Source organism: Pseudomonas sp. NPDC087804 (assembly GCF_044742965.1).
GTDB classification, from domain to species: domain Bacteria; phylum Pseudomonadota; class Gammaproteobacteria; order Pseudomonadales; family Pseudomonadaceae; genus Aquipseudomonas; species Aquipseudomonas rustica.
Map to the genome: position 1 here is coordinate 105,003 of NZ_JBIUVN010000002.1, position 26,073 is coordinate 131,075.

29 protein-coding genes and 1 pseudogene are annotated in these 26,073 nt (G+C 53.4%); 4 read left to right on the top strand and 26 right to left on the bottom strand.

The annotated features are described in order from the left end of the window. Nucleotides 1-360 precede the first annotated feature (360 nt). The 3 genes from ACIOMO_RS07560 to ACIOMO_RS07570 form a co-directional block, all read right to left on the bottom strand. Nucleotides 361-1,755 (bottom strand): undecaprenyl-phosphate glucose phosphotransferase, encoded by a 1,395-nt coding sequence (locus ACIOMO_RS07560; RefSeq protein WP_053122004.1) that lies wholly within the window; start codon nt 1,753-1,755, stop codon nt 361-363. Nucleotides 1,756-2,143: 388 nt separating this feature from the next. Beyond that, entirely contained in the window at nt 2,144-2,794 is a 651-nt protein-coding gene (locus tag ACIOMO_RS07565; protein ID WP_053122003.1) for a helix-turn-helix domain-containing protein, read from the bottom strand. A 279-nt stretch (nt 2,795-3,073) separates the two neighbouring features. Beyond that, a complete protein-coding gene (locus ACIOMO_RS07570; RefSeq protein WP_053122001.1) occupies nt 3,074-3,811 on the bottom strand; it encodes a winged helix-turn-helix domain-containing protein in 738 nt (245 codons plus the stop codon). 572 nt (nt 3,812-4,383) lie between these two features. On the opposite strand from ACIOMO_RS07570, the gene ACIOMO_RS07575 reads away from it, so the two are divergent. Next, the gene (locus ACIOMO_RS07575; protein WP_401239592.1) at nt 4,384-5,217 is read left to right on the top strand and encodes an undecaprenyl-diphosphate phosphatase; all 834 of its coding nucleotides are present in this window, start codon (nt 4,384-4,386) and stop codon (nt 5,215-5,217) included. 49 nt (nt 5,218-5,266) lie between these two features. Here the strand turns inward: ACIOMO_RS07575 and dusA are convergent, their stop codons facing one another. Next, entirely contained in the window at nt 5,267-6,277 is a 1,011-nt protein-coding gene (gene dusA / locus ACIOMO_RS07580) for a tRNA dihydrouridine(20/20a) synthase DusA (protein WP_401239595.1), read from the bottom strand. A gap of 101 nt (nt 6,278-6,378) precedes the next feature. Here dusA and ACIOMO_RS07585 point away from each other — a divergent pair, with 101 nt between their 5' ends. Then, nucleotides 6,379-7,503: a site-specific integrase gene (locus tag ACIOMO_RS07585; protein ID WP_401239597.1), complete on the top strand. Its 1,125-nt coding sequence runs from the start codon at nt 6,379-6,381 to the stop codon at nt 7,501-7,503. A gap of 1 nt (nt 7,504) precedes the next feature. On the opposite strand, the gene ACIOMO_RS07590 is transcribed toward ACIOMO_RS07585, so the two are convergent. The 20 genes and pseudogenes from ACIOMO_RS07590 to ACIOMO_RS07685 all read right to left on the bottom strand — a co-directional run bounded on the left by ACIOMO_RS07590 (nt 7,505) and on the right by ACIOMO_RS07685 (nt 19,928). Continuing rightward, a complete protein-coding gene (locus ACIOMO_RS07590) occupies nt 7,505-7,780 on the bottom strand; it encodes a pyocin activator PrtN family protein (RefSeq protein WP_401239600.1) in 276 nt (91 codons plus the stop codon). Nucleotides 7,781-7,993: 213 nt separating this feature from the next. Beyond that, nucleotides 7,994-8,131 (bottom strand): hypothetical protein, encoded by a 138-nt coding sequence (locus tag ACIOMO_RS07595; protein ID WP_401239603.1) that lies wholly within the window; start codon nt 8,129-8,131, stop codon nt 7,994-7,996. A 38-nt stretch (nt 8,132-8,169) separates the two neighbouring features. Next, a complete protein-coding gene (locus ACIOMO_RS07600) occupies nt 8,170-8,472 on the bottom strand; it encodes a hypothetical protein (RefSeq protein ID WP_401239606.1) in 303 nt (100 codons plus the stop codon). Nucleotides 8,473-8,498: 26 nt separating this feature from the next. Continuing rightward, nucleotides 8,499-9,263 (bottom strand): phage tail protein I, encoded by a 765-nt coding sequence (locus tag ACIOMO_RS07605; protein ID WP_401239608.1) that lies wholly within the window; start codon nt 9,261-9,263, stop codon nt 8,499-8,501. After that, nucleotides 9,260-10,171, bottom strand: coding sequence for a baseplate assembly protein (locus ACIOMO_RS07610; RefSeq protein ID WP_401239611.1), 912 nt, complete (start codon nt 10,169-10,171; stop codon nt 9,260-9,262). Before ACIOMO_RS07610 ends, ACIOMO_RS07605 begins: the two co-directional genes overlap by 4 nt. Beyond that, entirely contained in the window at nt 10,168-10,512 is a 345-nt protein-coding gene (locus ACIOMO_RS07615; protein ID WP_401239614.1) for a GPW/gp25 family protein, read from the bottom strand. Before ACIOMO_RS07615 ends, ACIOMO_RS07610 begins: the two co-directional genes overlap by 4 nt. Further along, a complete protein-coding gene (locus ACIOMO_RS07620; RefSeq protein WP_401239616.1) occupies nt 10,509-11,081 on the bottom strand; it encodes a phage baseplate assembly protein V in 573 nt (190 codons plus the stop codon). Before ACIOMO_RS07620 ends, ACIOMO_RS07615 begins: the two co-directional genes overlap by 4 nt. 122 nt (nt 11,082-11,203) lie before the next feature. Continuing rightward, nucleotides 11,204-13,408, bottom strand: coding sequence for a hypothetical protein (locus tag ACIOMO_RS07625; RefSeq protein WP_401239619.1), 2,205 nt, complete (start codon nt 13,406-13,408; stop codon nt 11,204-11,206). A 202-nt stretch (nt 13,409-13,610) separates the two neighbouring features. Beyond that, nucleotides 13,611-14,066, bottom strand: coding sequence for a phage virion morphogenesis protein (locus tag ACIOMO_RS07630; protein WP_401239621.1), 456 nt, complete (start codon nt 14,064-14,066; stop codon nt 13,611-13,613). Further along, entirely contained in the window at nt 14,059-14,595 is a 537-nt protein-coding gene (locus ACIOMO_RS07635) for a phage tail protein (protein WP_401239623.1), read from the bottom strand. The genes ACIOMO_RS07630 and ACIOMO_RS07635 overlap by 8 nt, the downstream gene beginning before the upstream one ends. Next, nucleotides 14,579-14,845, bottom strand: a complete 267-nt coding sequence (lysC, locus tag ACIOMO_RS07640; RefSeq protein ID WP_401239626.1) for an Rz1-like lysis system protein LysC — start codon at nt 14,843-14,845, stop codon at nt 14,579-14,581. Before lysC ends, ACIOMO_RS07635 begins: the two co-directional genes overlap by 17 nt. Continuing rightward, nucleotides 14,766-15,131: pseudogene (locus ACIOMO_RS07645) on the bottom strand (LysB family phage lysis regulatory protein); the annotation flags it as partial. The pseudogene ACIOMO_RS07645 and the gene lysC, both read right to left, overlap by 80 nt. Further along, entirely contained in the window at nt 15,128-15,334 is a 207-nt protein-coding gene (locus ACIOMO_RS07650; RefSeq protein WP_401239629.1) for a hypothetical protein, read from the bottom strand. The pseudogene ACIOMO_RS07645 and the gene ACIOMO_RS07650, both read right to left, overlap by 4 nt. Further along, nucleotides 15,331-16,170: an N-acetylmuramidase domain-containing protein gene (locus ACIOMO_RS07655; RefSeq protein WP_401239632.1), complete on the bottom strand. Its 840-nt coding sequence runs from the start codon at nt 16,168-16,170 to the stop codon at nt 15,331-15,333. The genes ACIOMO_RS07650 and ACIOMO_RS07655 overlap by 4 nt, the downstream gene beginning before the upstream one ends. Continuing rightward, the gene (locus tag ACIOMO_RS07660) at nt 16,167-16,490 is read right to left on the bottom strand and encodes a phage holin, lambda family (protein WP_401239635.1); all 324 of its coding nucleotides are present in this window, start codon (nt 16,488-16,490) and stop codon (nt 16,167-16,169) included. The genes ACIOMO_RS07655 and ACIOMO_RS07660 overlap by 4 nt, the downstream gene beginning before the upstream one ends. A gap of 60 nt (nt 16,491-16,550) precedes the next feature. Then, complete coding sequence (locus ACIOMO_RS07665; RefSeq protein WP_401239638.1) at nt 16,551-16,760, bottom strand: tail protein X; 210 nt, start codon at nt 16,758-16,760, stop codon at nt 16,551-16,553. Next, a complete protein-coding gene (locus tag ACIOMO_RS07670; RefSeq protein WP_401239640.1) occupies nt 16,760-17,224 on the bottom strand; it encodes a head completion/stabilization protein in 465 nt (154 codons plus the stop codon). The genes ACIOMO_RS07665 and ACIOMO_RS07670 overlap by 1 nt, the downstream gene beginning before the upstream one ends. A gap of 100 nt (nt 17,225-17,324) precedes the next feature. Further along, on the bottom strand, nt 17,325-18,026 hold the full coding sequence (gpM, locus tag ACIOMO_RS07675; RefSeq protein WP_401239643.1) for a phage terminase small subunit: 702 nt from the start codon (nt 18,024-18,026) through the stop codon (nt 17,325-17,327). A gap of 3 nt (nt 18,027-18,029) precedes the next feature. Then, the gene (locus ACIOMO_RS07680; protein WP_401239645.1) at nt 18,030-19,037 is read right to left on the bottom strand and encodes a phage major capsid protein, P2 family; all 1,008 of its coding nucleotides are present in this window, start codon (nt 19,035-19,037) and stop codon (nt 18,030-18,032) included. Between the two features lie 30 nt (nt 19,038-19,067). Next, nucleotides 19,068-19,928, bottom strand: coding sequence for a GPO family capsid scaffolding protein (locus ACIOMO_RS07685; RefSeq protein ID WP_401239648.1), 861 nt, complete (start codon nt 19,926-19,928; stop codon nt 19,068-19,070). A gap of 154 nt (nt 19,929-20,082) precedes the next feature. Between ACIOMO_RS07685 and ACIOMO_RS07690 the strand changes: the two genes are divergently transcribed. Both ACIOMO_RS07690 and ACIOMO_RS07695 read left to right on the top strand, forming a co-directional pair. After that, nucleotides 20,083-21,837, top strand: a complete 1,755-nt coding sequence (locus tag ACIOMO_RS07690) for a terminase ATPase subunit family protein (protein ID WP_401239651.1) — start codon at nt 20,083-20,085, stop codon at nt 21,835-21,837. Continuing rightward, the gene (locus ACIOMO_RS07695; RefSeq protein ID WP_401239654.1) at nt 21,837-22,880 is read left to right on the top strand and encodes a phage portal protein; all 1,044 of its coding nucleotides are present in this window, start codon (nt 21,837-21,839) and stop codon (nt 22,878-22,880) included. The genes ACIOMO_RS07690 and ACIOMO_RS07695 overlap by 1 nt, the downstream gene beginning before the upstream one ends. Nucleotides 22,881-22,934: 54 nt before the next feature. Here ACIOMO_RS07695 and ACIOMO_RS07700 read toward each other — a convergent pair whose 3' ends face one another. Then, a complete protein-coding gene (locus tag ACIOMO_RS07700; RefSeq protein ID WP_401239656.1) occupies nt 22,935-23,876 on the bottom strand; it encodes a hypothetical protein in 942 nt (313 codons plus the stop codon). A gap of 1,059 nt (nt 23,877-24,935) precedes the next feature. Then, nucleotides 24,936-25,886 (bottom strand): hypothetical protein, encoded by a 951-nt coding sequence (locus ACIOMO_RS07705; protein ID WP_401239659.1) that lies wholly within the window; start codon nt 25,884-25,886, stop codon nt 24,936-24,938. Between the last annotated feature and the right edge of the window lie 187 nt (nt 25,887-26,073).

The window sequence follows — 26,073 nt, forward strand, 5'->3', positions numbered from 1 at the left end:
GTTGTGCCACGCCAAATATCTTGAGCCGACCACACATCCCCTGTAGGAGTGAGCCTGCTCGCGATAGCGTCAGACCAGTCGACACCTACTTCGCCTGACCCACCGCTTTCGCCAGCAGGCTGGCTCCCACGCTGGATATGTATGACGCCACAAATCTCGATCCGGCCGCGATCCCCTGTAGGAGCCGAGCTTGCTCGCGAAGGCGTCGGCACATTCAATATCGATGTTGCCTGACCCACCGCTTTCGCGAGCAAGCCCGCTCTCACATGGGATATTGGCCGAACCGAAAATCCCTATCCCAACCCAAATCCCAGACACAAAAAAGGGGACTTTCGTCCCCGTGCATTTGCGCAACCGGCCTCAGTAAATATCCTTCGACAACAACGTAAACGGTGTCTTCACCAGGATCTTCAGATCCAGCCACAACGACCAGCTGTTGATGTACTGCAGGTCAATCTCGACACGCTTCTGCATTTTGTCGATCGTGTCCGTTTCGCCCCGGCAGCCGCTGATTTGTGCGAGCCCAGTGATCCCCGGTTTAATCCGGTGGCGTGCCATGTACGCGAGGATTTTCCCCGAGTAGAAGTGGTTGTGCGCCACCGCATGTGGACGCGGCCCGACCAGTGCCATATGCCCTTGCAGCACGTTGAACAGCTGCGGCAATTCATCCAGCGAAGTGCGGCGAATAAAGCGTCCAACCGCAGTAATGCGCGAATCGTTACGGCTGGCCTGTTTCACTTCGCGGTCGTCGTGCACGCTCATCGAGCGGAATTTCCAGACCTTGATCACCTTGCCGTTCCAGCCATGACGATCCTGTTTGAAAAACACCGGCCCCGGCGAGTTGAGCTTTACCGCCAGAGCGATGATCAGCAGGATCGGGCTCAACGCGATGATCGCCAGCAACGCCACGGTTTTCTCAACCAGACTTTTGCTCAACGCAGCGGTCGGGCGACTGGTCAGCGGGCTCTCGTTCAAGTAGATCGCTGGCAAACCATCCACGACTTTCACCGAGTGATTGAGCAGCGTCAGCGCGTTCAGATCCGGCACCCACACCACATCAACGTTGGCGCCGAGCAAATCGACATACATCGCCTCGATCTGCGCTGCTTCGCACAGCGGCAGCGTGATGTACAAACGGCGGATATCGTGTGCTTCGATCAGCTCCAGCAACTGCTCCTGAGCGCCAACGACGCGCGGTGCATCCGAGGCCAGAGCGGGCAGGGTGCCGTTGCTCACCAGTCCCACCAGCGGCAGGTTTTCCGAGAGGCTGAGCTTCTTCGCCAAGCCCAGCGCCAGTTCGCCAGTGCCAACGATCAGCGTCTTGTGCTCACTTTTACGCGAGCGCTGGTAGTACTTCGAAAACGCATGCAACGGTGCGTACAAAAACGCCTGACCGAGGAAGCCGTAGACCGCCCAACTCAGAATCACCTGGCGCGAAAACAACTCATCGGCCTGGCAGACAAACGCAATGCAGGCCAGCGCTGCCATGGTCATCGACCAACCCATGAACAACCGACCCAACCCGGTCAGGTAATTGTCGCGTTTGCGATAAACACCGCTAAACGTATAAGCCGGCACCGAAGCCAAAACCGCCAGGGTTGCGCACATCCGGTAATAGAACGCGACGCTTCCTGTGTGCTGTTCAGCCAGTACGAACAACAGCGTTACCACAAAACCCTGCGCCAGCGCCCATTGGCCCCAAAAGGTCAGTCCCTTGAGGCCCGTGCTTCGATTGATACTAAGAGAAAGATCCATACGATATCCCCAAAAGACGTCCATTCAGGTTTCAACAGTTGAAATCCGAGTTGTTAAACAGGCTTATTGTTTTTGTTGTAGCGAGTGTCCTGAGGTAACAACGCCGATAGGTCGAACTGTCGTCAGTCAATAGACTAAGTTATTGGCGATAAGGGTGTCTGACGAGTTCTAACAAGATGGCACAGTGCCAACTTTTAAATATTTAAAAGCTGATTGTTAGAAAAGGTCGAATAGCAGGGGGTGAATAAAGGATGTCGTATTTGTTACTGTTGGAGGGGTGGAGGCAGGGAGTGTTAATTAAAGGAGGGAGTTGAAACCAAACAGAGTGCTCTTGTTGTTTTTGTAATCGCACTTTATCTGTTTATCTGGTTTGGGCGGTCGGCTGTGTTTAGGCGACGACTTCCTGGATGAGGCAATAACCACGGTTTCTGACCGCGCGGAACAGGCGTTCACCCTTACTGGCCATTTTGAACTTGTCTTGCAGGCGGCTCAGGCACATCTCCAGTCCGCGATATTGCTCCGGCTCTCGGCCAATGCTCAGAATCAACTCGTCTCGACTGACAACCCGTTCTTCATGGCTGAGCATTTTTTTGACCAGTGCTGTTTCAAGTCCGGTGAGACTGATCTCGACATCGTCTTTGACCAGTGCGCCTTGATCGTTGTCCAGATGCCAGGTTTCGTTGCCAGGCGTATCGTCAGCATTGGCGGGAATTATCTCGCCGGTTACCGATGGATTGCTCTGAAAGGGATTAGCGATTTGCGCGGCTCGCCATTCGGATTCGAGGGTGGCGATGATTTTCTGGGTGTCATATTCAATCGTGCGTGCGACGTTCTTTCGACTAACGCTTGGGTATGTGAACTCCATCACGGTCGGGGCGGAAGAGGGCGAAGCGGAGCCTTCAATAAACATTTGTGCCTGAGACGTGCCAAATGAATTGAAGCGTTCACTGGACAAAATGCTTTCCAGTTCACGTTGCGACGTTGTGCTATTAGTCACGACAACAAAATATTTTCTTGGGAGGGTTGTACTAGTTTCCATGTCTCTCTCCTGAATACACACCAAAATTGGCTAAAAAGGGTCAATCGGCAGGCGAGCAATGACTTCCTCGGAAGTAATCGATAGGCAGGGTCTGGGCCCAATGATGGCCCTCGATAAGTTCCACTCGATCTGCTGCTATGTTATGGAGTTATTGTTATGGTTAGTGTTGTCGCGCTCATTCAGTCGCTGGATTTCTAATAGGCGTGCAGTACAGATAAAACGATAGCGTTGCATGGGACGATCCTTCGTACGTATGCAAAAGGGATGGCTGCCATTGAATCAGGCAGTCGATATCAGACCCCGCAGCAGGCGATAGCCATGGCCGCGGATGCTCTGAATCGCGTTGGTACCATACATGTCCTTGATTTTTCCACGCAAGCGGCTGATCGATTTCTCCAGCGCTCGAGGGTCGTAGAAATTGGGGTTGAGGCCCATGATGTTGGCAATTTCATCATGGCTCAGAATGTGGTTATGAGTTTGCGCAAAGGCTTCGAGGATCTTCATTTCGGCAAACGAGATATCAAGTTTCTGGCGGGAGCCCATCAGGCAAATGCGCGTCGGGTCGAGTGTCAGATTGATATCGCGTTGCCACTCTTCACTGTTGAAGAACTCGGCAAGCAACTCGACGCTGTCCTCAGAAAGGGTATTGAGTTTGATACAAAAGTCAGCGCCGGCCAGAAAATACTTGATCTTGTTGAAGGCGCCGCGCCCAGTGATCACTGCGCAAATGATCGGTTTCAAGTTGTCGCTGCGAACGCTTTGCACCAGCGCAAGATTGTCTTCGAGGGCCTGAGGGCTGTCGATGACCAGGAAAATGGCGCGATAGCCAGAATAATCATTCTGCTGAAATGAACGCGTGTACGCATCGACCTCTAGTGCCATATCGCTACGCACATGCCTGGCCACCAGCGTTCTAAAATGTTCGGCCACGCCACGGGTACGACCCAAAGTGAGAACACCGGGGTCGTCGTTTTGCGGGCGCGGACTTCTAGTCGCTAAGTTCCCAGAGAGCATCATGCATTGACTCGAATTAAGTGCTGACATCGGGATGTTAAAGCACCGGTTCTCATCTGTGACTGACAATTGGTAACATTCACGCGCTTTTTAGACGTGGCTCCCGAGTTTTCTAACAATAATTAAGCTTTTCAAGCTTTTAGTTGATTTTGTCAGATAGGTGAACTAGCGCTTAGATGGTGGCGATATGCAATGGTGCCACTATTTTGAATCGCTGGCCATCGCTTTATTAATGTCCAATTGCCATTGTTTGGCCATCTGCGTGAATGTGAGATTCATCACACTTTATTGGCTGGACTAACTTTTTGCCACTCAGCCCCTAAATATTTTCTGCGTAGTTCGTCGTCCGACGATTACTAACATGGCTTGAGTGTGGCATTTCATTAGACCTATTCTTTCGGGATCAAAAGATCGCAGCCTTCGGCAGCTCCTACAGGGGAATGCATTTCAAATGTAGGAGCTGCCGAAGGCTGCGATCTTTTGATCTTTCATTTTGGTCAATTGTTTAATTGCAGATACTCAAGCCCTGAGTGTTATTACCCGGTCGCTCACACGAGCGCTCTGACGGAGGATTAATGGATTTCTGGACTTTTTTCCAGGTGTTGATATTAGGTGCGGTTGAAGGCCTCACCGAGTTCTTGCCCATCTCAAGTACCGGCCACCAGATCATCGTCGCCGACCTGCTCGACTTTGGTGGCGAACGCGCCATGGCGTTCAACATTATTATTCAACTGGGTGCCATCCTCGCCGTGGTCTGGGAGTTCCGCCCGAAGATCTTCGAAATCATCAAAGGCCTGCCCACTGAGCGCAATGCACAACGCTTCACCGTCAACTTACTGATCGCCTTTCTACCCGCCGTTGTACTCGGCGTGCTGTTCGCCGACACCATCCATCATTACCTGTTTAACCCGATCACCGTCGCCGTGGCGCTGGTGGTGGGTGGCGTGGTGATGCTGTGGGCCGAACAACGCAGTCATGTGATCAGCGTCGAGCACGTCGACGACATGCGCTGGTCTGACGCGCTCAAGGTCGGTTTCGTACAGTGCCTGGCGATGATTCCGGGCACTTCGCGCTCCGGCTCGACCATCATCGGCGGCTTGCTCTTCGGCCTGTCACGCAAAGCCGCTACCGAGTTCTCGTTCTTCCTCGCCATGCCAACCATGGTCGGCGCCGCCGTGTATTCCGGCTACAAATACCGCGACTTGTTTCAGCCCAACGACCTGCCGGTGTTCGCGCTCGGCTTCATCACCGCGTTCATCTTCGCGATGATCGCCGTGCGCGGTTTGCTCAAGTTTATTGCCAACCACAGCTATGCCGCGTTCGCGTGGTATCGGATCGCGTTTGGTTTACTGATTCTGGCGACGTGGGCGTTTGGTTGGGTCAACTGGACAGCGGCAGCGGCGGGGTGAAGGTCAAGCCAGGCGGATCAAACCGCCTGATTGAAACTGGGGGAGGACATCAACGCCCTTCAAGCAACTCGGCGGCTTGATCCAGCAACGCCAGCGGATCCTTGGCCTTGTGAATATCCACCGACAACAACTGACGGAATTTACGCGCCCCCGGGAACCCCGTGCCCAGGCCCAGCACATGCCGCGTGATGTGATGCATCGCGCCGCCGGCCGCCAAATGCTCGGCTATATAAGGACGCAATTGCGCCAACGCCTCAGCCCGACTGATCACCGGCGCCGAACTGCCGAACAACTGCTGATCCACCTCCGCCAGCACATACGGATTGTGATATGCCTCGCGCCCCAACATCACGCCGTCGAACGTCTGCAAATGCTCATGGCAAGCCTCCATCGTCTTGATCCCGCCGTTCAGCACAATTTCCAACTCCGGAAAATCCGCCTTCAACTGCGCCGCCACGTCATAACGCAACGGCGGAATGTCGCGATTCTCCTTCGGCGACAACCCCTCCAGAATCGCAATCCGCGCATGCACGGTAAAACTCGTGCACCCGGCATCGCGGACGGTGCCGACGAAATCGCACAGCTCCGCGTAACTGTCGCGACCATTGATGCCGATGCGGTGCTTCACCGTGACCGGAATTGACACCGCGTCACGCATGGCCTTGACGCAATCCGCCACTAACTGTGGGTGACCCATCAGGCAGGCGCCGATCATGTTGTTCTGTACGCGATCGCTTGGGCAGCCGACGTTGAGGTTTACCTCGTCGTAGCCGTGCTCCTGCGCCATGCGTGCGCAGGCGGCCAGGTCGAGAGGGACGCTACCGCCGAGTTGCAACGCCAAAGGATGCTCGGCTTCGTTGTGACGGAGGAAGCGTTCGTGATCGCCGTTGAGGAGAGCGCCGGTGGTGACCATTTCGGTGTAGAGCAGGGCGTTCTTCGATAGGAGGCGTAGGAAGTATCTGCAATGCCTATCGGTCCAATCCATCATGGGCGCAACGGAAAACCGCCGGGACAGCGTAGAGCTTGAGTTTGCTGGGGATGTAGCTGATTTCTGTACCATTTTACTCTACGCGTTTATGCGGGTTTTCGGGGGTAAATGGGCGTTTTCAAGAGGTCATTGGTACAATGTACCAACCCCTTTCACAATTGTACCAGTTGACCATGGCCACGATCAGAGCACGTAAACGCACCGACGGCAGCATCAGTTACACGGCACAGATACGCCTGTTTCGCGATGGAGCGCAAGTTTACCAAGAGAGCCAGACCTTCGCCCGAAAACAGGCCGCGCAGGTTTGGGTTCGAAAACGTGAAACTGAATTGGATCAGCCAGGCGCCATTGAGCGGGCCAACCGCCATAGCGCCACGGTCAAGGAAATGATCGACCGTTACCTGGTCGAAATGGAAAAAGTCCGTCCATTGGGTAAAACCAAACTGGCAACGCTCAAGGCTATCAGCGAGTCGTACCTGGGCAAACTCAACGACCAGGACATCAACAGTCAGCAGTTGGTGGAGTATGCCTTGTGGCGGATGGGCAAAGAGGGCGGAAGCGTCCAACCTCAGACGGCCGGTAATGATCTCGCCCATCTCGGTGCGGTGCTTTCGATTGCCCGGCCTGCATGGGGGTATGAGGTTGATCCTCACGCAATGGTGAACGCCCGAAAGGTGCTGAAGAAGCTTGGCTACAACATGAAAAGTCGAGAGCGCGACCGCCGTCCTACCCTAGAGGAGTTTGACAAACTCCTGACGCACTTTCGCGGGATTCAAGCCCGACGACCAACGTCGATCAATATGCTCAAGATGACAGCGTTTGCATTGTTCTCAACTCGTCGACAAGAAGAGATTACGCGCATTCAGTGGGCGGATCTGGATGAGGAAGGTCAACGTGTGTTGGTGCGTGACATGAAGAATCCCGGCCAGAAAATCGGCAACGATGTTTGGTGTCATTTGCCGCCAGAAGCCTGGGCAATTATTCAAACAATGCCGAAGTCGCTATCCGAGATTTTTCCCTACAGCGCTGAGTCAGTGTCCACTTCCTGGACCAGGGCGTGCAAGATCTTGGGCATTGAAGATCTACACTTCCATGACTTGCGCCATGACGGTGTCAGTCGATTGTTTGAGATGGACTGGGATATTCCGCGAGTCGCCAGCGTTTCGGGACACAGGGACTGGAATTCGATGCGCCGTTACACCCATCTGCGCGGTCGCGGCGACATCTATGCAAATTGGAAGTGGTTGGCAAAGGTTCTGCAGGCGCCCGTGAAATTGGGCGCTAGGACATTGAAGTAGTTCACCTTCCTCGCGGTGCGCTGTTCAGCTGATTGCTCTCCTTAATAGCTGCTGCGCGTTGAGCATCGAGATATTCAGCGAGATCCGTGATGTGTATTCCTTTTGCACTCTTTTGGCTTGGTTCCAATCGAGTAATTGGGATTTTTATTTGCCCAGCAAGCACCTTACGTTGAAACATATCGGTGGTGAGGTGCGTGAAATAGTCACTGCAGACTCGCGCCAATGGAATGATGACTTGGCCGTCGTATTGCGCGAGAAGCACGAAGAGCGTTTTCATGGCTTTGTTCCCTCATGAATAGCTTCAGTCTGTTCATTGCGTCCCAGGTTGGCGACTGGGCAGGGGCGTGTAGTACTTCTGCCAACTGAAAACGTGTTCGTGATAGCCTCGACATTGCCATCATTGTTGGTTTGAGCTTGCATGGTTCTCTCCTTTCAGTGGTGGTCGGTGCCGAGGGGTTGCAGCCCCTCGGTACCACTTCCAATTACATCGTTACCTGGTCAGCCAGATCAGTAGGTCGGGTACCTGAAGGGCTGTGACAGCAATCAGTGCTACGGTTGCAATCGTGCTGAACAGGCCGATCAACAACTCCCTACTGCCTCGTTGCTCTGTATCGTTGGTGCGTTGCATGGCTCTCTCCTCTCAGTAGTTGCCGGTTGCAGCCGGCGTTACATGTCGCTGTCTGGCGTTCGCACCAGGTGCAGCTCCAAGCCTTCAAATTCGTTGCTGTCCTCAGTGCTCGATTGCCAATCCAGCACTGCCTGGATCTGCTTGCGGGAGCAGCTCAATACCAAAATCTCTCGCTGACCGTTCATTGCGCGCACTTCTAGGATGTCGACGAGACCATCAGCACCATAGGCGTCTGCCTGTACGGTTTTCCTGTGATCGTTGCCAATCTGGCGCATTACTTCGGTGACGCGATCCTGCAGGGGTATCGCTTTGTCACTTCCCGCGAGTATTTGAATTTGCATTCATCCGTCCTGTCGGCGATCGGCTGTCAGGCCTGAAAAATCCAGCACTTCACGATGGGTTGTTTGGTGATGGTCGCGCTGGAGTGCTTGGACTGGTGTGCACGTACCGCGCTGTCGGTTGCCTTGTTCGTGTCGACCAACTTCCGAGAGCGGGAATCTTTAAGGCGCTCTCTCAGTTCGCTGATATCGGCAACCTTCTGGCGGTGCTCGGCTGCGCATTTGACGAAGTCGTTTAGGTTGATGGCGATGGTGTGTTCTTTCTTACTGTGGTTGACCACCGGGCCGTCAGCATCCAGGCCTTCGAGGTACTCATAAACCTCCCAGAATTCAGTCACTACCGGATGATCCGAGCTGATCGAGGATTGGCGCTCTATGGCCATGCGGATGATCTGAGTCCGGGTGTGGCTGATTTGTGCTTCGCTGAGGGGCAACACCAGGCGCAGGCAGTCGAGCAGAGCGAGCAATTGAGCGTGGTTCTTGTTGATTCGCTCCACACGGATGTAACCCAGCGGCTCGACCACCCGGCGTATCGCGCCGATCGTGCCCTTGTGCTTGTGGATGTAGAACGATGCTTTGATCGCGGAGCGTTTGGTCGCTTCCGTCCATTCACTGTCCCAACGATCAACGGAGAAAGCCCAAGCCATATAGGGAAGAAATTCCACCGGGCATTTGTTGGGGTTCCAAAGCTCTCGAAGGGGAATCGGTGTGCGCTGAATTTGCGCTAGTGCTTGTGCCGCCAGATATTCCAACTGGCTGGCATTACGCGGTAATAGCGACGCTGCCCCCATCATTCCAATCCCTGTGTCAGAGTGATGTTGGTGCAATAGGGCGCCTGGTACGGCGTGGCTGCGATGTCGATCCAGTGATCCAGCTCAACCTTGCGCACACCTTCGACATGCAGTGCTGCGTGGATGGCGGATTCGGACACCTCCATACCCAGCCGGCGACGTTGATGTACGTAGGCCAGCAGGCGTTGGTTGGCAGCGGAAAGGATCGGCTCGGACTCTGGGCCGCTGGTTTTAAGGTACAGCCTGGCAGTGACCTGATAAGGGATGACAACGGCGCTCTGCACCGTCAAGCGATCCGCTACCGGTCGGCGGTCTTCGTCGCTGAGGTAGGCGTTGACGATGCTGAGCAGACTCGCGTCAACGCTGCCATCTCCCAGCAACGATTGCACCGTAACAATCACCACGGCAGGGCTTGGGCTTTCAGCTGTGGCGTCGGCCACGCGGCCATCGGCAGCACGAGCGTGGAAGATATAGCTGTTGCGGGGGCCTGCAGTACTGAGGCCTTCCCAAGCCATTTGGGCGCGCTCGCGCAAACTGTCGTAGCTCTCCAATACTTCGGGAATCACCGGCACGGCGCTCGGGTTACCGACCTGCACAACCAAGCGTTCGACATTGTAATTTGCCGCCAGGTTTTCGAGGTCGGCGCCTTGGGCCAGAGCAAGCATGTTCGCTACGGCGCCTTCGTTGACCCGTTGTCGCCAAATGGTCTCGCGGTAGGCGTTCTCCTCGAGCAGCTTGGTGAGCGGCTCCGACTCCAGCTCGAGTCGTGCAGCGATTATCGCTTGCTCGTCCGCCGGCCATAGGCTGATGGCATAGGCTTTGCGCTCAGCCAAAATCAATTCAAAGTCGATTTGCTCAACGATCTGTGGAGGTGGGAGCTGGCTGAGATCGATCGGGACAAAGGTGTTCATACACTGGCCCCCAGCTGTAGCGGGATACTCAGGTTGTGCTGTTGATTACTATCGACTTCTGCGCCTTCCAGCTCCAAGACAACCTCACCCTGCAGAGTGATTCCGCTGAACTGCACGCGACTGAGGTTGATGCGCGGCTCCCAGCGCAGCAAGGCCATCGCGGTGGCGGCGTACACGCGAAGCCGTGTGGCGTCGTTGAACGGCTGGTCGACCAATTCGGGCAGCAAACTGCCGTAGTCGCGGCGCATAACCCGAGTCCCGATGCGGGTGTTCAGGATGTCCGTGATCGACTGGCGAATGTGTTCCAAGTTGCCGATGGTGCTTCCAGTCTCTCGGTTCATACGGGTTTTCCTGACTGATCAGGGCCTGCTTTGACGCCGCCATGCGGGTGGTTGACCAGGCTGATACCCGCAGCGATTACATCCACCGAGACAGTGACTTTCCCGGTGACGTTTTGATTGCCGGTTTGGGTGTAGTCGCCTTCATGAGTGATTGGCCCGACGAAATGAATACCCCCCTGACTGATCAGCTGCGTGGTGCCGGCTTCAGGGAGCACTGCGCGTAGATGATGGGCAACGCAGTCATATTCGATAACGGCGCCGTCGCGGTAAGTACGACGATGTAAACCGACCCGGTCTCCATTGGCCTCATTTTCAGTACTGAAAACGCCGGTAAGAGCCACCCCATTGGCGAGTTGTCCAGATGGGCTGAATAGAATGACCTGTTCGTTTTCGGTGGGTGGATCCCAGTCTTTGTCCAGGCCCGCACGAAGGGCAATCCATGGCAGCCAAGTGGTTAGCAAATCGCCGGTTTTTACGCGCACACGCGGTGGCTGCATCTGAACTTCGGCAACTGTGCCGAAGCGGATGAGATTTTCCAGCAGGCGGGAGAGGGCGGCGATATTGGTCATATCGCCGATGGTGTCTATTCAAAATGAGTTGTGCAGCTCCGGTTCCTTGTAGGGAAGCGGTTTACACCTTTATCCTTAAAACTGAGAAGCTTGCCAAGTAGCTAAATAGGACTCACGACAAGCTAACGAGGCTCTGCGAAATAGACCCGTTGGGTTATTTCGGCCATCTGTTTTGGCCAGCCCGCATAACTTCTGATGCCATGTTCTTCTCCAAGATGTTCGTAAATATGGTAGGGCTCTAGCTCGCGTGCTGTAAGCAAAATAACTCGACTTTCATATTGCCTGTTCAAAGAACGAGCCATAGCGATTTCTTCATTAGTGAAAGGCGCCAGCTTTACGAATAATATGTATACGTTAAATCGATGTCTTGGCAGTGCATCCGCAACTCGACGCATATTTTCCACATCGCGTTGGAAATCTTCTTGGCTGATAGGGCCCTGATCTTTACATTCTGCAATTATTAGATCAGATTTTTTTAGTTCTCTTCCGTTAAGTAACCAAACGAAATCTACTTCGCACTTTGTCTGGCCCGATTCAGGAAGCGGTATGAGGTCAAGCGAGGTTATATATGAGCTGCGGGAAAAACCATGGGTGAAAGTTGTGTCGAGTTGTTGAAGTGTTAATGCAACCGGAATAGCACCTTGAATATTTCTCTCCGCCCCAAGTAATCCTGATCGACGAAATGCCCATTCATTTTTCATAAGTTGCTGAGTGGCATTGAAAGTGTACCCGCAAAGCTCGCACGCAGAATGCTGCTTAAGATTGTCAAGAGTAGTCCAGCTCGACATTCCGCACTTTTCACACTCTAAATCTGCGCCGATTCGAAACAGTCCTTTTTCCACCATGTGACTGAATACATCGGGGGGAGTAAGTTTCGAATCGTGATCGCGCGGAGTTAAATATAAGTCGACATGTGCCGAAAATGTTGCAGGTAACCCTTGCTTCTTGTCTGTGATGGTATCGTATGCCGTACGACGAGCGAATGAGTTACGAGGGCCGAATTTTTTTATCAGTTCCCGCGCGCCCGGGATTTTGAATACACGAGCTCCTTGAAGTCCGCCGAGTTGAGTAAGAAGCTGGCGGACTATTCTTCCACTGTTGCTTAATTTGCTTTCAAACCCAGCCATAAAAAATAATTGATTAAACAATTTATCGGTCGGTAGTGAGCTTAAAAAACTATCGTGTTCGGTAGTGTTTATTATTAGCCCAATTCTATCTGGTTCGATTCGTAATTTGTTGTAAGCAAAGTGCATGTTGCGGGCGTAGAATTCATTAAGTTCGGGTATGAATGGCACCGAAAATGTAAATTGTTCTGAGTCATTAACCCCTCCAAAGGCAATAGATGCGACGAGGCGTTGATGATAAAAGGTACTGTCAAAAGGCTTGTTTGAAAGTGCAAAGTTTACTCTTGGATTGCTCTTTTTCTCATCCACAACTCCGAGCGTTGAGGACTCTCCAAAATGCATCAGTGGAGGTAGAACTGTGCTCTCTCGCCAAAATTCATCAGATATATGGAAGTTGAATATATCCCCTTTAAATATTTCCGATCCCGCATTGCCTGCCGTTCGTGACCAAACCCCCAGCGAGCGCTCAAATCTATGTTTACGATGTTCAACCATCGCGCTGAAATTTTTTTCTAGCTCGGGTATTAGGTCTACATAACGGTCTAGGTGTGATGGATCAATAAACCATACGTCAATATCGCAAGCGCGCAGATTCCAATGACACACTAAATCGGCACTATCGTTCGCACTACCGATAAAAAAACCGGGAATGTCCAAATTAGAATGTAGAGAAATGTGGCGATCTAGCCCCAAATCACCAAATATCGTCAAATTATCATAATGAGGGAGGTCTGCGGATATTCGATCTCCAGGTATTATTTCAACGTTTGTTGGCTCTGCGCCTTGGTGGAACATATCCCAATAATCCGTGCCGGTCTCTTCAGGAGAAGGGTATGCTCCAAGCTGTGCGAGAAATACGTCGGATAGAGGATCTTCTTTTTTCCAATGATATTGACGTATTCCTCTATCTTTAATGTGTCTCCACTCAGGTGTTGATTGCCAATGCACCATTGCATTAACTATGTCTAAGACTTGTGAATAATGGTGGTTGTACTGGCTGTCTTTGAGGAATATAGAGTCTCCTAGGAATGGAGAGACTAAGTGGGGGTGTTTTTCTACAAATTCCTTAATTTTGGGGTCGTTGCCAACCGGAAATATTAAGTCAATTCGAAAGCGCTCGACTAGTGCTCTCGCTTCTTCTTCGTTATCTATAACAATTATGGGGTTGAATCTACCGCCCCATAGGGCGTGAGAATATTTCATGGCTTGCCTTATCGATGCTATATCCCCATCGCGTACTGCCCAGCCTATCCGTAAAGGTCTGTAGCAAACATCAACTCGCATCGTACTTGCCATGTGCCACTTCCATATCTTTAATATTATGTTTTGTTCTGGTTTTGGATGTTCTTTTGCCGCATGAAATGTGAAGGCAACATTGGCGCTTCCATCAAGCAAATTGGCTCGATTATTTAGTGAGGTGCGCCAGCAACGTCGTTCGGATCACGTCGACGTCTGCGGCTGTAAAGCCTAGCACTTGGCGCTGATCGTAGCGCACATCTGGCGCGCCGGGCTCAGCTCGATCCTTGAGTCCATATTGGTGAACGCGAGCGATGCGGGCAACCCGTCCGGTGAATCCAACGCTGACGTGGTTGCTGTCGCCTCGGGCTTTCAGGTAACTCCCGGTGCGCAGCTTACGAAACATCTTTACTTTGCGTTGGACGCGGCCTTGTTTGCCGCGCAGATCACGGGATTTGCGAGCTGCGTAGTGGCTGTCGTCCGGATTGCGTTGTGCGGTGACCCGCTGCTGCTGGCTGCGGCGTAGTTGCTGGGCGATGTTTCTGGCCAACTGGGTGCGAGCTTGCGGCTCTAGCCGTTGCAGCAGTGCACCGGCCCAGTCTTCCAGGACTTGCAGGTCACTCATTGACGGAGCGCTGTGGATGCGGGCTGGCCAACGCCACTGCATCGGTAGGTTGTGTTGACTGCCATTCGGCAATCAACAGGCCATCGGCAAATACCTGAATTGGGCCGTCAATCAGTTCATACGGCGTGTACTGTGGTTCGGCAGCATGTTTCGCGGTGAACGTACCGTCGTCCTGTTTCTTCACGATGACACGCTCGGTCAGGGGCAAGGTCAGGCTCATATCTACCTTACTGTGATCGATGACATCGGCTTCAAACTTGATGCCGTTGGCGGATTTGTCCAGGTTGACAAGCAGTTCAGATTGGTTCACACGCAGCCAGCCCAGCAGCGGAAGCATCACGCTGTCGGGATGGCCAGCGAAGTCGGTGAGGATGATCTGCAGGTCGTAGGCATATTCGAAGGACAGGCCGGTAGCCGCTGTGCAACGGATCTTGCCGTTATCGATGAAGATCAACAGACGATCGGGGTTCTGCTTGAGCTCTGGAATGGCAGCCAGCAGATGAACTCGGAGACTATCGGGCTTGTTCATGTTGTACCTGGTATTGGTAAACCATATCGACTTGGGCGGCACAGTCAGCCCACGCGGCCTCGGCACTATCCTGGTCGGTGAGCAATGCGCCGTTACTGTCTGGTTCCGTCGCCGGTAGGCGGCATGGCACTACGGCCGGACAGCCACTGACGATAAGCGTCGGCGCCGGTGAGGGCGGGGCGCTCGCGCAGCCTGCGAGCAGCATCAGGCAGAGGCTGGACAGCCCAATCACGTAGTTCGGTGTTTTCACGCTTCAAAGCCTCGATTGTTCGTTCACGGCTGGCCAGACCTTGGCGCAGTTGATTCTGCTGGGTACGTAGGCCTGTCTGCGCATTGCGCTCCAGCTGCAGCGTGTCACGCAGACTGTTCGCAGTGGCCAGATTGCGACCAGCTTCGTCGCGGGCAGTCCTGAGGTCTTTCTCTGCCAGCTCGGTGTTTTTGTCGGCGATCGCAATGCGCTGCTCCTGGCCCCAAATCAATAACGCCAAGGCGCCAAACAAGGCCAAGCCATACATCGCCTGGCGCAACGTGCTCATGCGCGGTACCAGCCGAGTTTGTTCATGTCGCCGACGTCTAGTTGCTGTACCGGGCCGCGAATGATGATGACTTTACGACCTGGCATTTGGACGTAAAGCGCATTGATCAGCAGTTCCATGTCGTGCTGATCGCTATCCGGTGGCACCACCAACAGATCGCCGTCCTGTACGTTCAGTTGTTGCAATGCGTCGAAATCGATCATGCAGCCTCCGGTATAGGGCAGCCGGCGGCGTGTCGTTCATAGGCGCGCTCCAGCTTGATGTCGTACAGGTTGCGTTGGTAATCGGGGCCGTTATAACCCTTGGCGAACACAGCCCATTTCTTCGCCTTGAGCGCTTTCAAAAGCGCGGGATCGGCCTCGAGAAAGCGCACGAATGCTTCGAACTGCTCGTTTTCATCTTTGGCCATGCAGGCGGCAAAGTCCTGCACGCTGGAGTAGCCCAGACGTAAGGCGTGAAAGCCCATGATCTGGAAGGCGCCCCAACTAACGGATTCCAACGCGCAGGTGTCATCGATGAGCCGGGCGTGTGCCAAGCGTTGGTGTTCGGCGGTACCGCCGGCATATCCACCTGCGCGTGCATTGACCAAATTAGGTTGGCTGGCTGCCAAGTCATCAGCGTGAACCCGCAGCGCAATAATGTCGTCTTCCGGGCTGCGCGGGCGGGCGAGCTGGCGGTACATGATGTGCCGCTCGTAGAGGATCTTTGGCTTTCCGTTTTCGAGAAACCCTACGCCCAGGCTTTCCACTTCATTTATCGCGAGGATGGTCGCCAGTTCTACACCTAGGCGCGCAGCTCCTGTCGTCAGCGTTGCATTGCGTAGAAGCGCGGAGCAGTCAGTGCCGGTCAGCGCGGCGAGGGTTTTGGAGCCGGCGATACCGTCCGCAACCAGTCCCCTTTTCGATTGATATGCGCGTACCGCGCTCTCGGTGGCATCACCAAATAAGCCGTCTACGAACAGGGAGGCGCCTGCCAGATTGAGGCGCTGCTGCAGTGTCCGAACATCTTGGCTGCGATCGCCATGGCGAAGGGTCGTCATAGTTGGTCCACCTTGCGCTTGAAGAATTGATTGGCCAGTGCTCGGGTGCCTTCTACGCCAAGCAACCCAATGACGCCGCCGAAGAACGGGCTGGTTGAGGTAGGGATTCCGAGCAAAGACAGACCATGGCTGCCCGCCAACGCGAGGGCTCCACACAAAGGGGCCTCTAGCGCAACGCGTCGTAGGGTTCCACCTCCATACATGATCCGCAGCGCTGCGATGGCGAATGCCAACGCACCAGCGTAGAGGGCGGGCCAGTTTTGTTCGAGCCAGGTGGCGAGCCAGGCCCAAGTGTCCGGTTTGTCAGGCATGCGCTTCATTCCGCTGTCCAGGGTTGAGGGTAGGAAGCTGGAGAGTCCCTTGGGAGGTGAAACGTTGAATCAGTCCCATAGGTTCACCATCCGTCTTTGTTCAGCTTGGGGGGCTACTTCCGGCAACTGCACCCGGGTGCCATGCGGCAGGATTGTTCCGAGATCAGCTAGTCCGGGGTTGGCGTCCAGCACGGCTTCGGTGACGCCTGCGGTGCGGCCGTATTGGCGCCAGCAGATGGCATCAACAGTGTCGCCCTGGTTGGCGATCACAGTGGGCATCACAACAGCTCCACGGTGGTGTGGCTGATACCAAGAAGGCTGCGTAACGCCTTGCGCGAATCTCGACGCAGTTGGTCCGCACTGCTTTCTTCTTCGGTGACCTTCTTCTCGCCGCTATTGGTTGCATCAAAACTGCTGTAGCGCTCCACCAGCTCGGCCAGCGCGCTGCAATAAATAACGCGGCGGTAGAGGTGCATCAGCTGGCTTTCGTCTTTGATTCTTTCGGCAGGCACGTCGGACAAAGTGGAAATGCCTTGGCTCTGCTGAGCAGCCCGGTAGCCTGCAAGCTCCCGGTTTGCCTCGATCATGGCGTTGACGGTCGCGACTTCTAGGCGGTCATCGGTGACGACATCAGTGATGCGCATGGCGGCGCGCAAATGCTGGCCATCAATCTCTGGCCAGAAGGTGCCGTTGCCGATTGGGAAGGCGGTCATTGGAATGCCGCCGGCGATGAATCCGCTCATGCTTGTCACTCGAATAGGTCGGCGGTGGTCGGGACTTCACAGCAAGGAAAGGAGGAACCCGCTGATCCGTCCCGAGCCGCCGGGGTGCGTGGGACGCTCGTTAACTGGCCGGGCCAGTGTGTTTTCTGAGAAGACGCTCAGCTCGCTCCAGGTCTTTCTTGCCACCGCAGCTGCTGTGCAATTCGATGGCTCGTTTGAGCAGGTCGATACCGGCTTGCAATTGACCCGGTTGCCCAGGCTTCAAGTCGTCGATGCCTTCCAAAGTTGCGCGACCTAAGGCGAGCACGAGCTTTGCCCGCGCTTCGTCTGGCATGTCCTGTTCTACGGTTAGCACAGCGGTATCGGTAAGTATTTCCAGCGGAAAGGTTCCGCCAGCTTTTTGAGCCTTAAGTGCGGCTGTGGCTACTTCTTCGGCCACCAGGCAACCGGTGGTGCGATTGAAGCGATCCGGCATCATTAAACCGTGTTTCAGGACGTACCCGGCGATCTGCAGGCCTCCAGCAACGTCGCCGGCATCGAAACGCCAGACCATGATGGTTGTGACCACATCGTCTTGGGCGCCCTGACCAGCCGAGAGCACGCCATCAATGTAAGGCACGTAATCAGGCAGCATTTTGGTCTTGAGTTTTGCCTTGCCCTCTTGGGACTGCACTTGTTTCAGGCGGAATTGATCCTGCTGCAGCTTGGCCAGCATCACTTCATAACCGGTGGCACCGTCCATCAGAGCGGCAGGGGCGGCAGCTGCCGCCTCCCGGGCTGCGCGTTTGCGCAGCTGGCTGCGTTGGGCAAGGGTTAGGGCCATGGGTTACACCCGCTCGATATTTTCGACCAGGGCAACAAGGCCGAGGTCTTCGATGACGTAGGCATCGTTGGACGACTGATAGTCGGCAACGCGGTCGTACTCCGGCTCGTCCTTCAGATGGCGGCGGCGCGCGCTTTCTTGCCAGTAGATGGACAGATTGGCCAAGGTGGTGATCAACACACCGCCTTCGATGAAGTACGGCGCATCTTCGATTTTCAGGCCACCCACGCGACCCTTGGTGATGACCTCGTCGGCGGCGTTCTCTTCCTGGTTGGAGGCTGCGCCTTTTTCGACAGCGGCCAACTGTTTGTCATGCAGCAGGGCGCGGTCGACGATTGCGACGAGATCCGTGCGCTTGCGGTGCCATGGATCCAGCATCTGGATGGCATCGAAGACGAGGCCGTCGAGTGTCTTGTAGTCACCGGTGGCGCCCACAGTGATCTTGCCCGCAGTGGCGCCTTCATCGAGAACGCGCTCCGGTGCTGCGACGCGAATTTTCTCCAGCCAGCCGACGTTGACGTCTTCGAGCAGTTGATTGGTCGCTCGGTCGGTGGCAGCTGCGGCGCTGGTGCCGTTAAAGCCAATCATGATCCGGTCTAGGCCTTGACGCTGAGCGATGGAGTTGGCCAGGCGCACTTGGAAGTCGGGGAACTTGGCCCAGGCATCCAGCAACTGATAGGGGAACGACGTATCAAAGTCCGTCTTTTTGCAGCTGTAGCTGTCCTTTTTCAGATCAGTCACGTTCGCTGGGTTGCGGCGGTTCCCGCCAGCGGTGTTGGTGCGGCTGGCGGTCGGGCCGTTTACGCCCAAGGCAATGGCATCACCTTCTTGGTCATTGACGCCGATGATGTTGATGCGGGTGAGGAAGTCGTTGGACTCCTGAACCGCAGTTTCAAGCTTTTGTTGGACGGAAGGGGTGACGCTGAAGCTCTCGGCAGCGTTCGGCACGCCATTAAGTTTGGCGATGTGGGCCAGCATTCCGTTGTATACGAGGCGAGTTGCGTTACGCATTGATGATTCTCCGGTGATCGGTCGGGTGGTTTAGAAGGCAGACAGCACGGCACCATCGCCGCCGGTTGTGGCCGGTCGTTGCTTCTGACTGTGGTCTTCGGTATCACCCAAACGCTTGAGCAAGTCGGCAAACTCGCCGGCCAGTTTTTCGTGGGCGTTTTTCAGGGTCGCGAGCTTGGTTTGCTCGGCGGTGAAGGCGCTGCCCTGATCCTTGGCGTACGAGGCAAGGGTTTCGACGGCTTCGCTCAGTTCGGAAAATTGGGCGTCGTCCTTGACGGTTTTGTCCCTGCTCTTGCCGATGAGATCGGTGACGCGCTTGAACAGGCCGGCGACCTTATTCTCACTGTCAGCCAGCTCTTCGAATTTGAGTTCAGCCTCGAGGGCCTCGGTGTACATGGAGGTCGCGGAGTAGTGACGATCCTTGAACGGACTTGCATCGGGCTTTTGTGCTGAGAACGCAAGCACATCGGTACCCAAGCTGGCGGGAGAGTCGGTTACTGCCAGACCAACGATGTACGCCTCACCGCTGTCAGCGAAGCTCTCGTCGATTTCGATGGATGTGTAGATTTTCTGCTTGGCCTTGTTCATAGCCACCAGGTCGTCGGTCGGTTCGATCTGGGCAAAGAGCGCAAGCTTCTTCTGCCCGGCGATCTCAACCTCTTCAGCTTTAACGGCAGTAATGTCGCCATAAGCCTTGAAGGGGCTATCCGGGAGCAGGCTGCGGAAGTGTTCCAGCCAAACGCGGGCACCGTAGGTATTCTGGTTGAAGTTTTTTGCTGCCTGTTCCAGCCAAGAACGTTCGATTTTGCGTTTGTCGGTGGTGGCGCCTTCGACGGCTACGCGAAACCAGTTGGAGCGGAATTTTTTTGCGGATGCGGTGCTTGCGGCCATGCGGGCTGTCCTCGATGCGGTGGCGACGGTTGCCGTTGCGTTGAGGGCATGGTCGGCATCGCGCGATGGCGCGGCAACGTGGGGGACTTGTATCGGTGCGAGTTACAGGGCGCGGTGTTAGGGCTACACGCGCGCGAACGGCAGCATCTGCGCCATGAGCACTATCGTCGAACTACCTACTGATCACCGCCGGCATGCCAAGCATCTGTATTGGCAGGGATACCGTGTGTGCGAGATTGCCGAGTTGATCGGCGAGAAGGAAAAGACCCTTCACAGTTGGAAAGCTCGTGATGAATGGGATCGGGCTACGCCTCTCGAGCGCATTCAGGCAGCTACTGAAGCACGCCTGGTGCAACTGATCCTCAAGGATCCCAAGTCTGGCGCTGACTACAAGGAAATTGACCTGCTCCACCGACAATTAGAGAGGCAGTCCCGAATCCAGCGATACCAGGATGGCGGTACCGAAACCGATCTCAACCCCGAACTGGCTAAACGCAACGCCGGGGAGAAGCGTAAGCCGAAGCGTAACGACATCCCAGATGAAGCGGTCGAGAAGTTGATCGAAGCGTTTCTTGATGGTTGCTTCGACTACCAGAAGGACTGGTACCGCGCAGGCAATCAGCGCACCCGAGCCATCCTGAAAAGTCGCCAGATAGGCGCGACCTACTACTTCGCTCGGGAGGCTTTGATCGACGCATTGACCACCGGTCGCAACCAGATATTTCTGTCAGCCAGCAAGGCGCAGGCCCACATTTTCAAGGCCTACATTCAAGCCTTCGCCCGCGAAGTGGTGGGGGTTGATCTCACCGGCGATCCGATCATTCTTCCAAACGGTGCTGAGCTGCACTTCCTCGGTACCAATGCAAGGACGGCTCAGGGCTACCACGGCAATTTCTACTTTGACGAATTCTTCTGGACTTTCAAGTTCAACGAGCTGAACAAGGTCGCCTCCGGAATGGCGATGCAGAAGCAATATCGCCGGACGTACTTCTCGACGCCGAGCTCGATGGCGCACGAGGCCTACACCTTCTGGACTGGAGAGCGCTTCAACAAGGGGAAACCCACCGCTCAGCAGTTGAAACTGGATGTAAGCCACGATGCATTGCAGCAGGGCAAACTTTGTGATGATCGGATTTGGCGTCAGATCGTCACCATCCTAGACGCAGAGGAAAGGGGCTGCGACCTGTTCGATATCGACGAGTTGCGGCTCGAGTATGACGCGGCTGCGTTTCAGAATTTGTTGATGTGCCAGTTCGTAGACGACGGCGCGAGCATCTTTCCGCTGAACATGTTGCAGCCATGCATGGTGGACAGTTGGTCAATCTGGACTGACTACCAACCCTTTGCCGCCAAACCATTCGCAGATCGGCAGGTCTGGGTGGGGTACGACCCGGCAGAGTCGGGCGACACAGCCGGTTTGATCGTGGTCGCGCCACCGCTGGTACCAGGTGGAAAATTCCGCGTGCTGGAGCGACACCAATTCCGTGGCATGGACTTCGCCGCTCAGGCAGAGACTATTCGCCAAGTCACCCGTCGCTACTGGGTCACCTACATCGGTATCGACACCACCGGTCTTGGCAGCGCCGTGGCGCAGTTGGTTCGCCAATTCTTCCCCGCATTACGGACGTTCTCCTACAGCCCCGAGGTCAAGACCCGTCTGGTGATGAAAGCTTGGGACGTGATCAGCAAAGGGCGACTGGAGTTTGATGCCGGCTGGACGGATCTGGCCCAGTCGCTGATGGCTATCCGCAAAACCGTGACTGCAGGCGGGCGTCAGTTCACCTACACCGCCGGACGTACTGACAACACCGGCCACGCCGATCTGGCATGGGCACTCTTTCACGCATTGCATAACGAGCCGCTGGAGGGCCAGACCGTGGCCAACACCGGATTAATGGAGTTTTTCTAATGAGCAGCCCCCAGGAACAGGCGACCTCGTCGCAGCTAATTAAAGGTGAACTTCCAGCCAAAACCGGGGGCGGCCAGTCGATGGCGTTCACCTTCGGAGATCCTGTACCGGTACTCGATGGCAGGGATATTCTCGACTATCTCGAGTGCTGGTCAAACGGCCGCTGGTACGAGCCACCTGTTCCGCTGGATGGATTAGCGAAGTCCTCGAAAGCGAGTGTTTATCTGCAGTCGGGATTGATCTTCAAGCGAAATGCGTTGGCACGCACCTTCATCCCACACCGGCTGTTGAGCCGACAGGCTTTCGAGCAAATCGTGATGGACTGGGGATGGTCGGGAAATCTCTATCTGGAGAAACGCGACAACATGCTCCGCCAGGCAATGGGCCTAAAACCCTGTCTTGCGAAGTACATGCGTCGAGGCGTCGACATGGAAACCTATTACCAGGTGCAAGGCTGGCAGGACGAACACGAGTTCAAGCCTCGGAGTGTGTGCCACTTGCGCGTTGCGGACATCAACCAGGAAATCTATGGATTGCCCGAGTGGCTGCCGGCCTTGCAAAGCGCGTTGCTCAACGAGAGTGCCACGCTGTTCCGCCGCAAGTACTACCAGAACGGAAGTCATGCGGGTTTCATCATGTACATGACCGATGCGGCCCAAAACGAGGATTTCGTCAACGATTTGAGATCAGCAATGAAGAACAGCAAAGGCCCGGGCAATTTCCGCAACCTCTTCATGTATGCACCAGGAGGCAAGAAGGACGGCCTGCAATTAATCCCTATCTCCGAGGTTGCGGCAAAGGATGACTTCGGGGCGATCAAAAACATCAGTCGTGATGACCAACTCGCGATGTTGCGAATCCCTCCTCAGCTGATGGGTGTGGTTCCGCAAAACGCTGGGGGGTTTGGATCGATCCGGGATGCGTCGCAGGTGTGGGCGGTCAACGAACTAGAACCTGAACAAGCTAGGCTGCTACAAATCAACGATTGGTTGGGAGAGGAAGTCGTGAGTTTTCGTCCCTATGAGGATGGTAAAACTGTGTAGGAAATCCGGCCAGAAGGAGGGCTGGAACACAGCCCTATATTTAATCTACAGGTTCTAAGGCTTGCGTTTTTTGTAATTTTTTTGATTGCGCCTGTTCGTAATTTTTGTTTTTAGGTTTGAGTGTAATGTGTAAAGCCTACCAAATACATAATAATAGAAAGCGCTCCACATTTTTGCTTCAAGTGATTTGTTCGAGTAGTGTCTACTTACTTCTTTTACGAAGTCCTGAAAATCATAGACTGTGATAGTCGATGTCTCGCTTATCAAATTACTAGCGCGTTTTTCTTCTAGAAATATTTCTAGGGATTCTTTTGATAGTAGGCATTCTCTAGAGAGATTGAATTTATCGAAAATTACTAGTTGGTAATCATCTGGCATTAAGTGAATGCTTTCTGTTCGGCCTTCTTTGTTTTTTATATCGACTATAAATCGTACGTTCCCACCAACATCTTTTCCGTTATGAGATGTTCTGTTTGTTCTGATTACTCCAGTCAGGTAGTTATTGAAGAATTCACCGACTGGCGACCATCGTTTGACTTCTTTTGGAACTGTGTATTTACCCTCGCTCGTCGAAAGCACAATGCGTTTTTTTACCTTGTCATTCCTTAGTAGTTTATCCATTTTTATTTTGTTCATGTTGACCGAGTAGAAAAGTATCTCACCCATCTTTTTGTGGTAGGTTTCGTATGGTTTTAAAATGAACGGTGTGTCGTCATGGTCTTCAATTTCAATGTAGAAGTTGTGACCGACCTTTAGGAATATGCCATAAATAGTAACAGCCCGATCTTTTAAGTTTTCCAAAACAATATGAGATACATAGTTTTCTTCACATCTAGAACTTGATGCGATTCCAATGCCTCCGTTTATTGCGATGCCTGATTTGCGTTTATAGTTTTTTATTGCAACTATTAAGGCGATTATGGCTATTGGGGCAGTTACCAAAAGTGTTCCCCAGTTTTTAGAGTCAGATAGCCAGTTCGTTATAATTGTGAGCATGATCTCTCGTATTTTGTTGGTTGTTGAGAATAAGTGATTGTGAAGTCTGAGTAGTTATGGCGATGTTAGTAGGGTAGGCTTTCAGTGTAGGGGGGCAAGCCGTCAACACCCCCAAGGCACTTTCCGTATTCCCAGTCTTCAGCCGTCCATTGTCCCTCTGATCAGTATCTGTATGGAAATTTGGTTCATATAGATACTGAATCGTCGGTGCCTACTTTACTACCACCACCTCCGCTCGCATGCACTCCCCCCCCCCCCAGAATCGCGCCGTCGACCAGCGAGTGACGTAGTCGTACCTGGCGCGCGCAGTCATCCCCCCGCCACGCCTGCGGGCTAAATGTGCCTTTTTTTCTGCACACCTGCGGGTGCTGCCTGTCAAACCTGTCTGGGCTTGTCCTGATATTGAAGGAGGGGAAAAGCCTGCGAATCCCTGCGAAGGTAGGTTGTTTTGAGCGATCTGCTGAGGGGCAGTCCGGAGGCAGTTTTGAGAGCTTGCTAGGGAAAAGGGTTAGTTTTTGAAAATGAGGGAAGAAGAGCTGTATAAGCCTCGTATTTATTGGGTTCGGGAGCTAACTTTGAAAGGTAAGTTATGGTTATGTTTGAGGTTAGTAATTTTCATGTCATTGATTTTTAAGCATTTTATCTGATGGTTTTCTAACGGTTATAAAGGTTAGAAAATTACCTTTCATAACCTTAAAGCTAACCTAGAGCATCTATCTCAAAGCCGCGCAGCACAATGGGTTCAGGGCGGTTAGCAAAAAACTAACCTTCCTAACCTCTTTCCCATGGGACAACATGAAAACTGAAATAGCCGATGGATGGGCTACGCAGGAGTAAAAGATGCATCACGAAATCCTTTGTGCTGGGTCTTCGATAAAGCTTATTGCCGGATAAACAAAAGCCCGCCAGATGGCGGGCTATTTTTGTTGTACTGGTATTAGGATTTAGAAACGAAAAGGGCGTGGCTCACGGGAGCACTGTTCTGGTGTGATATTTGTCAACTTGACTTATTGATCCGCTCAATAATTTGGATTGATGAAAAATTAAACATGATTAAATTTAATCAGTTGTTAAGTCTGCGCACTCGGCGACTAATTTTCTTATTTCTTGAACATCTTCCGGATATGTAGACTCAAGAGCAATCATTCGCTTTTCAGTGAATCGCTGCAGTTCTTTATCCAGTTTGAGTCCTGTTTTGATGAAGTCTGATTTAAGTACTTCTTTGACTTGGTCAATAAAGTCTCTAATTCGCCACTTTGATTCAGATACAATTGAAGAATCTATCCCTTGCAGTGCTGTTAGTAATACATTTTCTGGGATTTTCTTTATTTCCCAAATTCGAGTTTCCGCTTTGCGTAGTTCGGCACTTAGAGTCGCTAGTGTGGCCTCTAGAACACCGATCGAAGTATTGCACTTATTGGTTTCTGAAAGTAGATGGTCGCTTTTCTCTTCAAGCGCAGTTCTTACAGTTTCAAACTGATTTCTGAGTTGTGATGCTTGATCTAACATTCGGTCTAAGTCTTGTTGACTTCTTACTTCCTGAGCGTTTGTCATTTCTTGACCTGCCTTAGCTAGGCTAGCGTCAATTTCTGACCGAAAAATATTGATCTTTGCGTCATAGTCGAGCTGGATTCTCTGGATATCTTTTTGATGCATTTTAAAATTTGTGAAAATACTGGCGCCCACTAAAAGAACAACAACGCTTACAACAGCGGCAAGCGACCACAGGACTATAGATATCAATGAGCTCTGAAATTCAGAAATTAAAGTATTTTTCTCTTTGAGTATCTTTAGTTCGGTTTCAGTCGTAGTTTCTATCTTGGTTGACTTGTTTTCAGTTGGAGAGATGGTAGAAATTGTTTCTGCAGGCTTAAAAACTTTTGCTGAGTGTTCTTCTGTGACAGTAGGGTTTGGGGAAGCTATGTCAGCACTCGATACTCCTGCTGAACAAAAGAACACTGTGAATACTGTTGCGAGTAGTAGTTTGGCTAACTGCCTGAAATTAATCATTCTGATCTTTCCATGATATTAGTTAAGTAAAGCATAAGCTGATTTTGTTAGAAAACCTGTTTCGTGGGGGGGGGGGGGGGGGGGGGGGGGGGGGGGGGGGGGGGGCGCGGGGGGGCGGGGGGGGGGGGCGGGGGGGGGGGGGGTGGGGGTGGGGGGGGGGGGGGGGGGGGGGGGGGGCCGCGGCGGG

Excerpts from the sequence above, each read along its gene's own strand:
- ACIOMO_RS07565 (WP_053122003.1), bottom strand. The coding sequence starts at position 2,794 with ATGGAAACTAGTACAACCCTCCCAAGAAAATATTTTGTTGTCGTGACT.
- ACIOMO_RS07595 (WP_401239603.1), bottom strand. The coding sequence starts at position 8,131 with ATGCAACGCACCAACGATACAGAGCAACGAGGCAGTAGGGAGTTGTTG.
- ACIOMO_RS07700 (WP_401239656.1), bottom strand. The coding sequence starts at position 23,876 with ATGCTCACAATTATAACGAACTGGCTATCTGACTCTAAAAACTGGGGA.
- ACIOMO_RS07655 (WP_401239632.1), bottom strand. The coding sequence starts at position 16,170 with ATGACGACCCTTCGCCATGGCGATCGCAGCCAAGATGTTCGGACACTG.
- ACIOMO_RS07660 (WP_401239635.1), bottom strand. The coding sequence starts at position 16,490 with ATGAAGCGCATGCCTGACAAACCGGACACTTGGGCCTGGCTCGCCACC.
- ACIOMO_RS07680 (WP_401239645.1), bottom strand. The coding sequence starts at position 19,037 with ATGCGTAACGCAACTCGCCTCGTATACAACGGAATGCTGGCCCACATC.
- ACIOMO_RS07575 (WP_401239592.1), top strand. The coding sequence starts at position 4,384 with ATGGATTTCTGGACTTTTTTCCAGGTGTTGATATTAGGTGCGGTTGAA.
- ACIOMO_RS07600 (WP_401239606.1), bottom strand. The coding sequence starts at position 8,472 with ATGCAAATTCAAATACTCGCGGGAAGTGACAAAGCGATACCCCTGCAG.
- ACIOMO_RS07670 (WP_401239640.1), bottom strand. The coding sequence starts at position 17,224 with ATGAGCGGATTCATCGCCGGCGGCATTCCAATGACCGCCTTCCCAATC.
- ACIOMO_RS07620 (WP_401239616.1), bottom strand. The coding sequence starts at position 11,081 with ATGACCAATATCGCCGCCCTCTCCCGCCTGCTGGAAAATCTCATCCGC.
- ACIOMO_RS07570 (WP_053122001.1), bottom strand. The coding sequence starts at position 3,811 with ATGATGCTCTCTGGGAACTTAGCGACTAGAAGTCCGCGCCCGCAAAAC.
- ACIOMO_RS07615 (WP_401239614.1), bottom strand. The coding sequence starts at position 10,512 with ATGAACCGAGAGACTGGAAGCACCATCGGCAACTTGGAACACATTCGC.
- ACIOMO_RS07605 (WP_401239608.1), bottom strand. The coding sequence starts at position 9,263 with ATGATGGGGGCAGCGTCGCTATTACCGCGTAATGCCAGCCAGTTGGAA.
- dusA (WP_401239595.1), bottom strand. The coding sequence starts at position 6,277 with ATGGTACAGAAATCAGCTACATCCCCAGCAAACTCAAGCTCTACGCTG.
- ACIOMO_RS07685 (WP_401239648.1), bottom strand. The coding sequence starts at position 19,928 with ATGGCCGCAAGCACCGCATCCGCAAAAAAATTCCGCTCCAACTGGTTT.
- ACIOMO_RS07590 (WP_401239600.1), bottom strand. The coding sequence starts at position 7,780 with ATGAAAACGCTCTTCGTGCTTCTCGCGCAATACGACGGCCAAGTCATC.
- ACIOMO_RS07650 (WP_401239629.1), bottom strand. The coding sequence starts at position 15,334 with ATGATCGATTTCGACGCATTGCAACAACTGAACGTACAGGACGGCGAT.
- ACIOMO_RS07625 (WP_401239619.1), bottom strand. The coding sequence starts at position 13,408 with ATGAAATATTCTCACGCCCTATGGGGCGGTAGATTCAACCCCATAATT.
- ACIOMO_RS07665 (WP_401239638.1), bottom strand. The coding sequence starts at position 16,760 with ATGCCCACTGTGATCGCCAACCAGGGCGACACTGTTGATGCCATCTGC.
- ACIOMO_RS07635 (WP_401239623.1), bottom strand. The coding sequence starts at position 14,595 with ATGAACAAGCCCGATAGTCTCCGAGTTCATCTGCTGGCTGCCATTCCA.
- ACIOMO_RS07690 (WP_401239651.1), top strand. The coding sequence starts at position 20,083 with ATGAGCACTATCGTCGAACTACCTACTGATCACCGCCGGCATGCCAAG.
- ACIOMO_RS07560 (WP_053122004.1), bottom strand. The coding sequence starts at position 1,755 with ATGGATCTTTCTCTTAGTATCAATCGAAGCACGGGCCTCAAGGGACTG.
- gpM (WP_401239643.1), bottom strand. The coding sequence starts at position 18,026 with ATGGCCCTAACCCTTGCCCAACGCAGCCAGCTGCGCAAACGCGCAGCC.
- ACIOMO_RS07695 (WP_401239654.1), top strand. The coding sequence starts at position 21,837 with ATGAGCAGCCCCCAGGAACAGGCGACCTCGTCGCAGCTAATTAAAGGT.
- ACIOMO_RS07705 (WP_401239659.1), bottom strand. The coding sequence starts at position 25,886 with ATGATTAATTTCAGGCAGTTAGCCAAACTACTACTCGCAACAGTATTC.
- ACIOMO_RS07630 (WP_401239621.1), bottom strand. The coding sequence starts at position 14,066 with ATGAGTGACCTGCAAGTCCTGGAAGACTGGGCCGGTGCACTGCTGCAA.
- ACIOMO_RS07610 (WP_401239611.1), bottom strand. The coding sequence starts at position 10,171 with ATGAACACCTTTGTCCCGATCGATCTCAGCCAGCTCCCACCTCCACAG.
- ACIOMO_RS07585 (WP_401239597.1), top strand. The coding sequence starts at position 6,379 with ATGGCCACGATCAGAGCACGTAAACGCACCGACGGCAGCATCAGTTAC.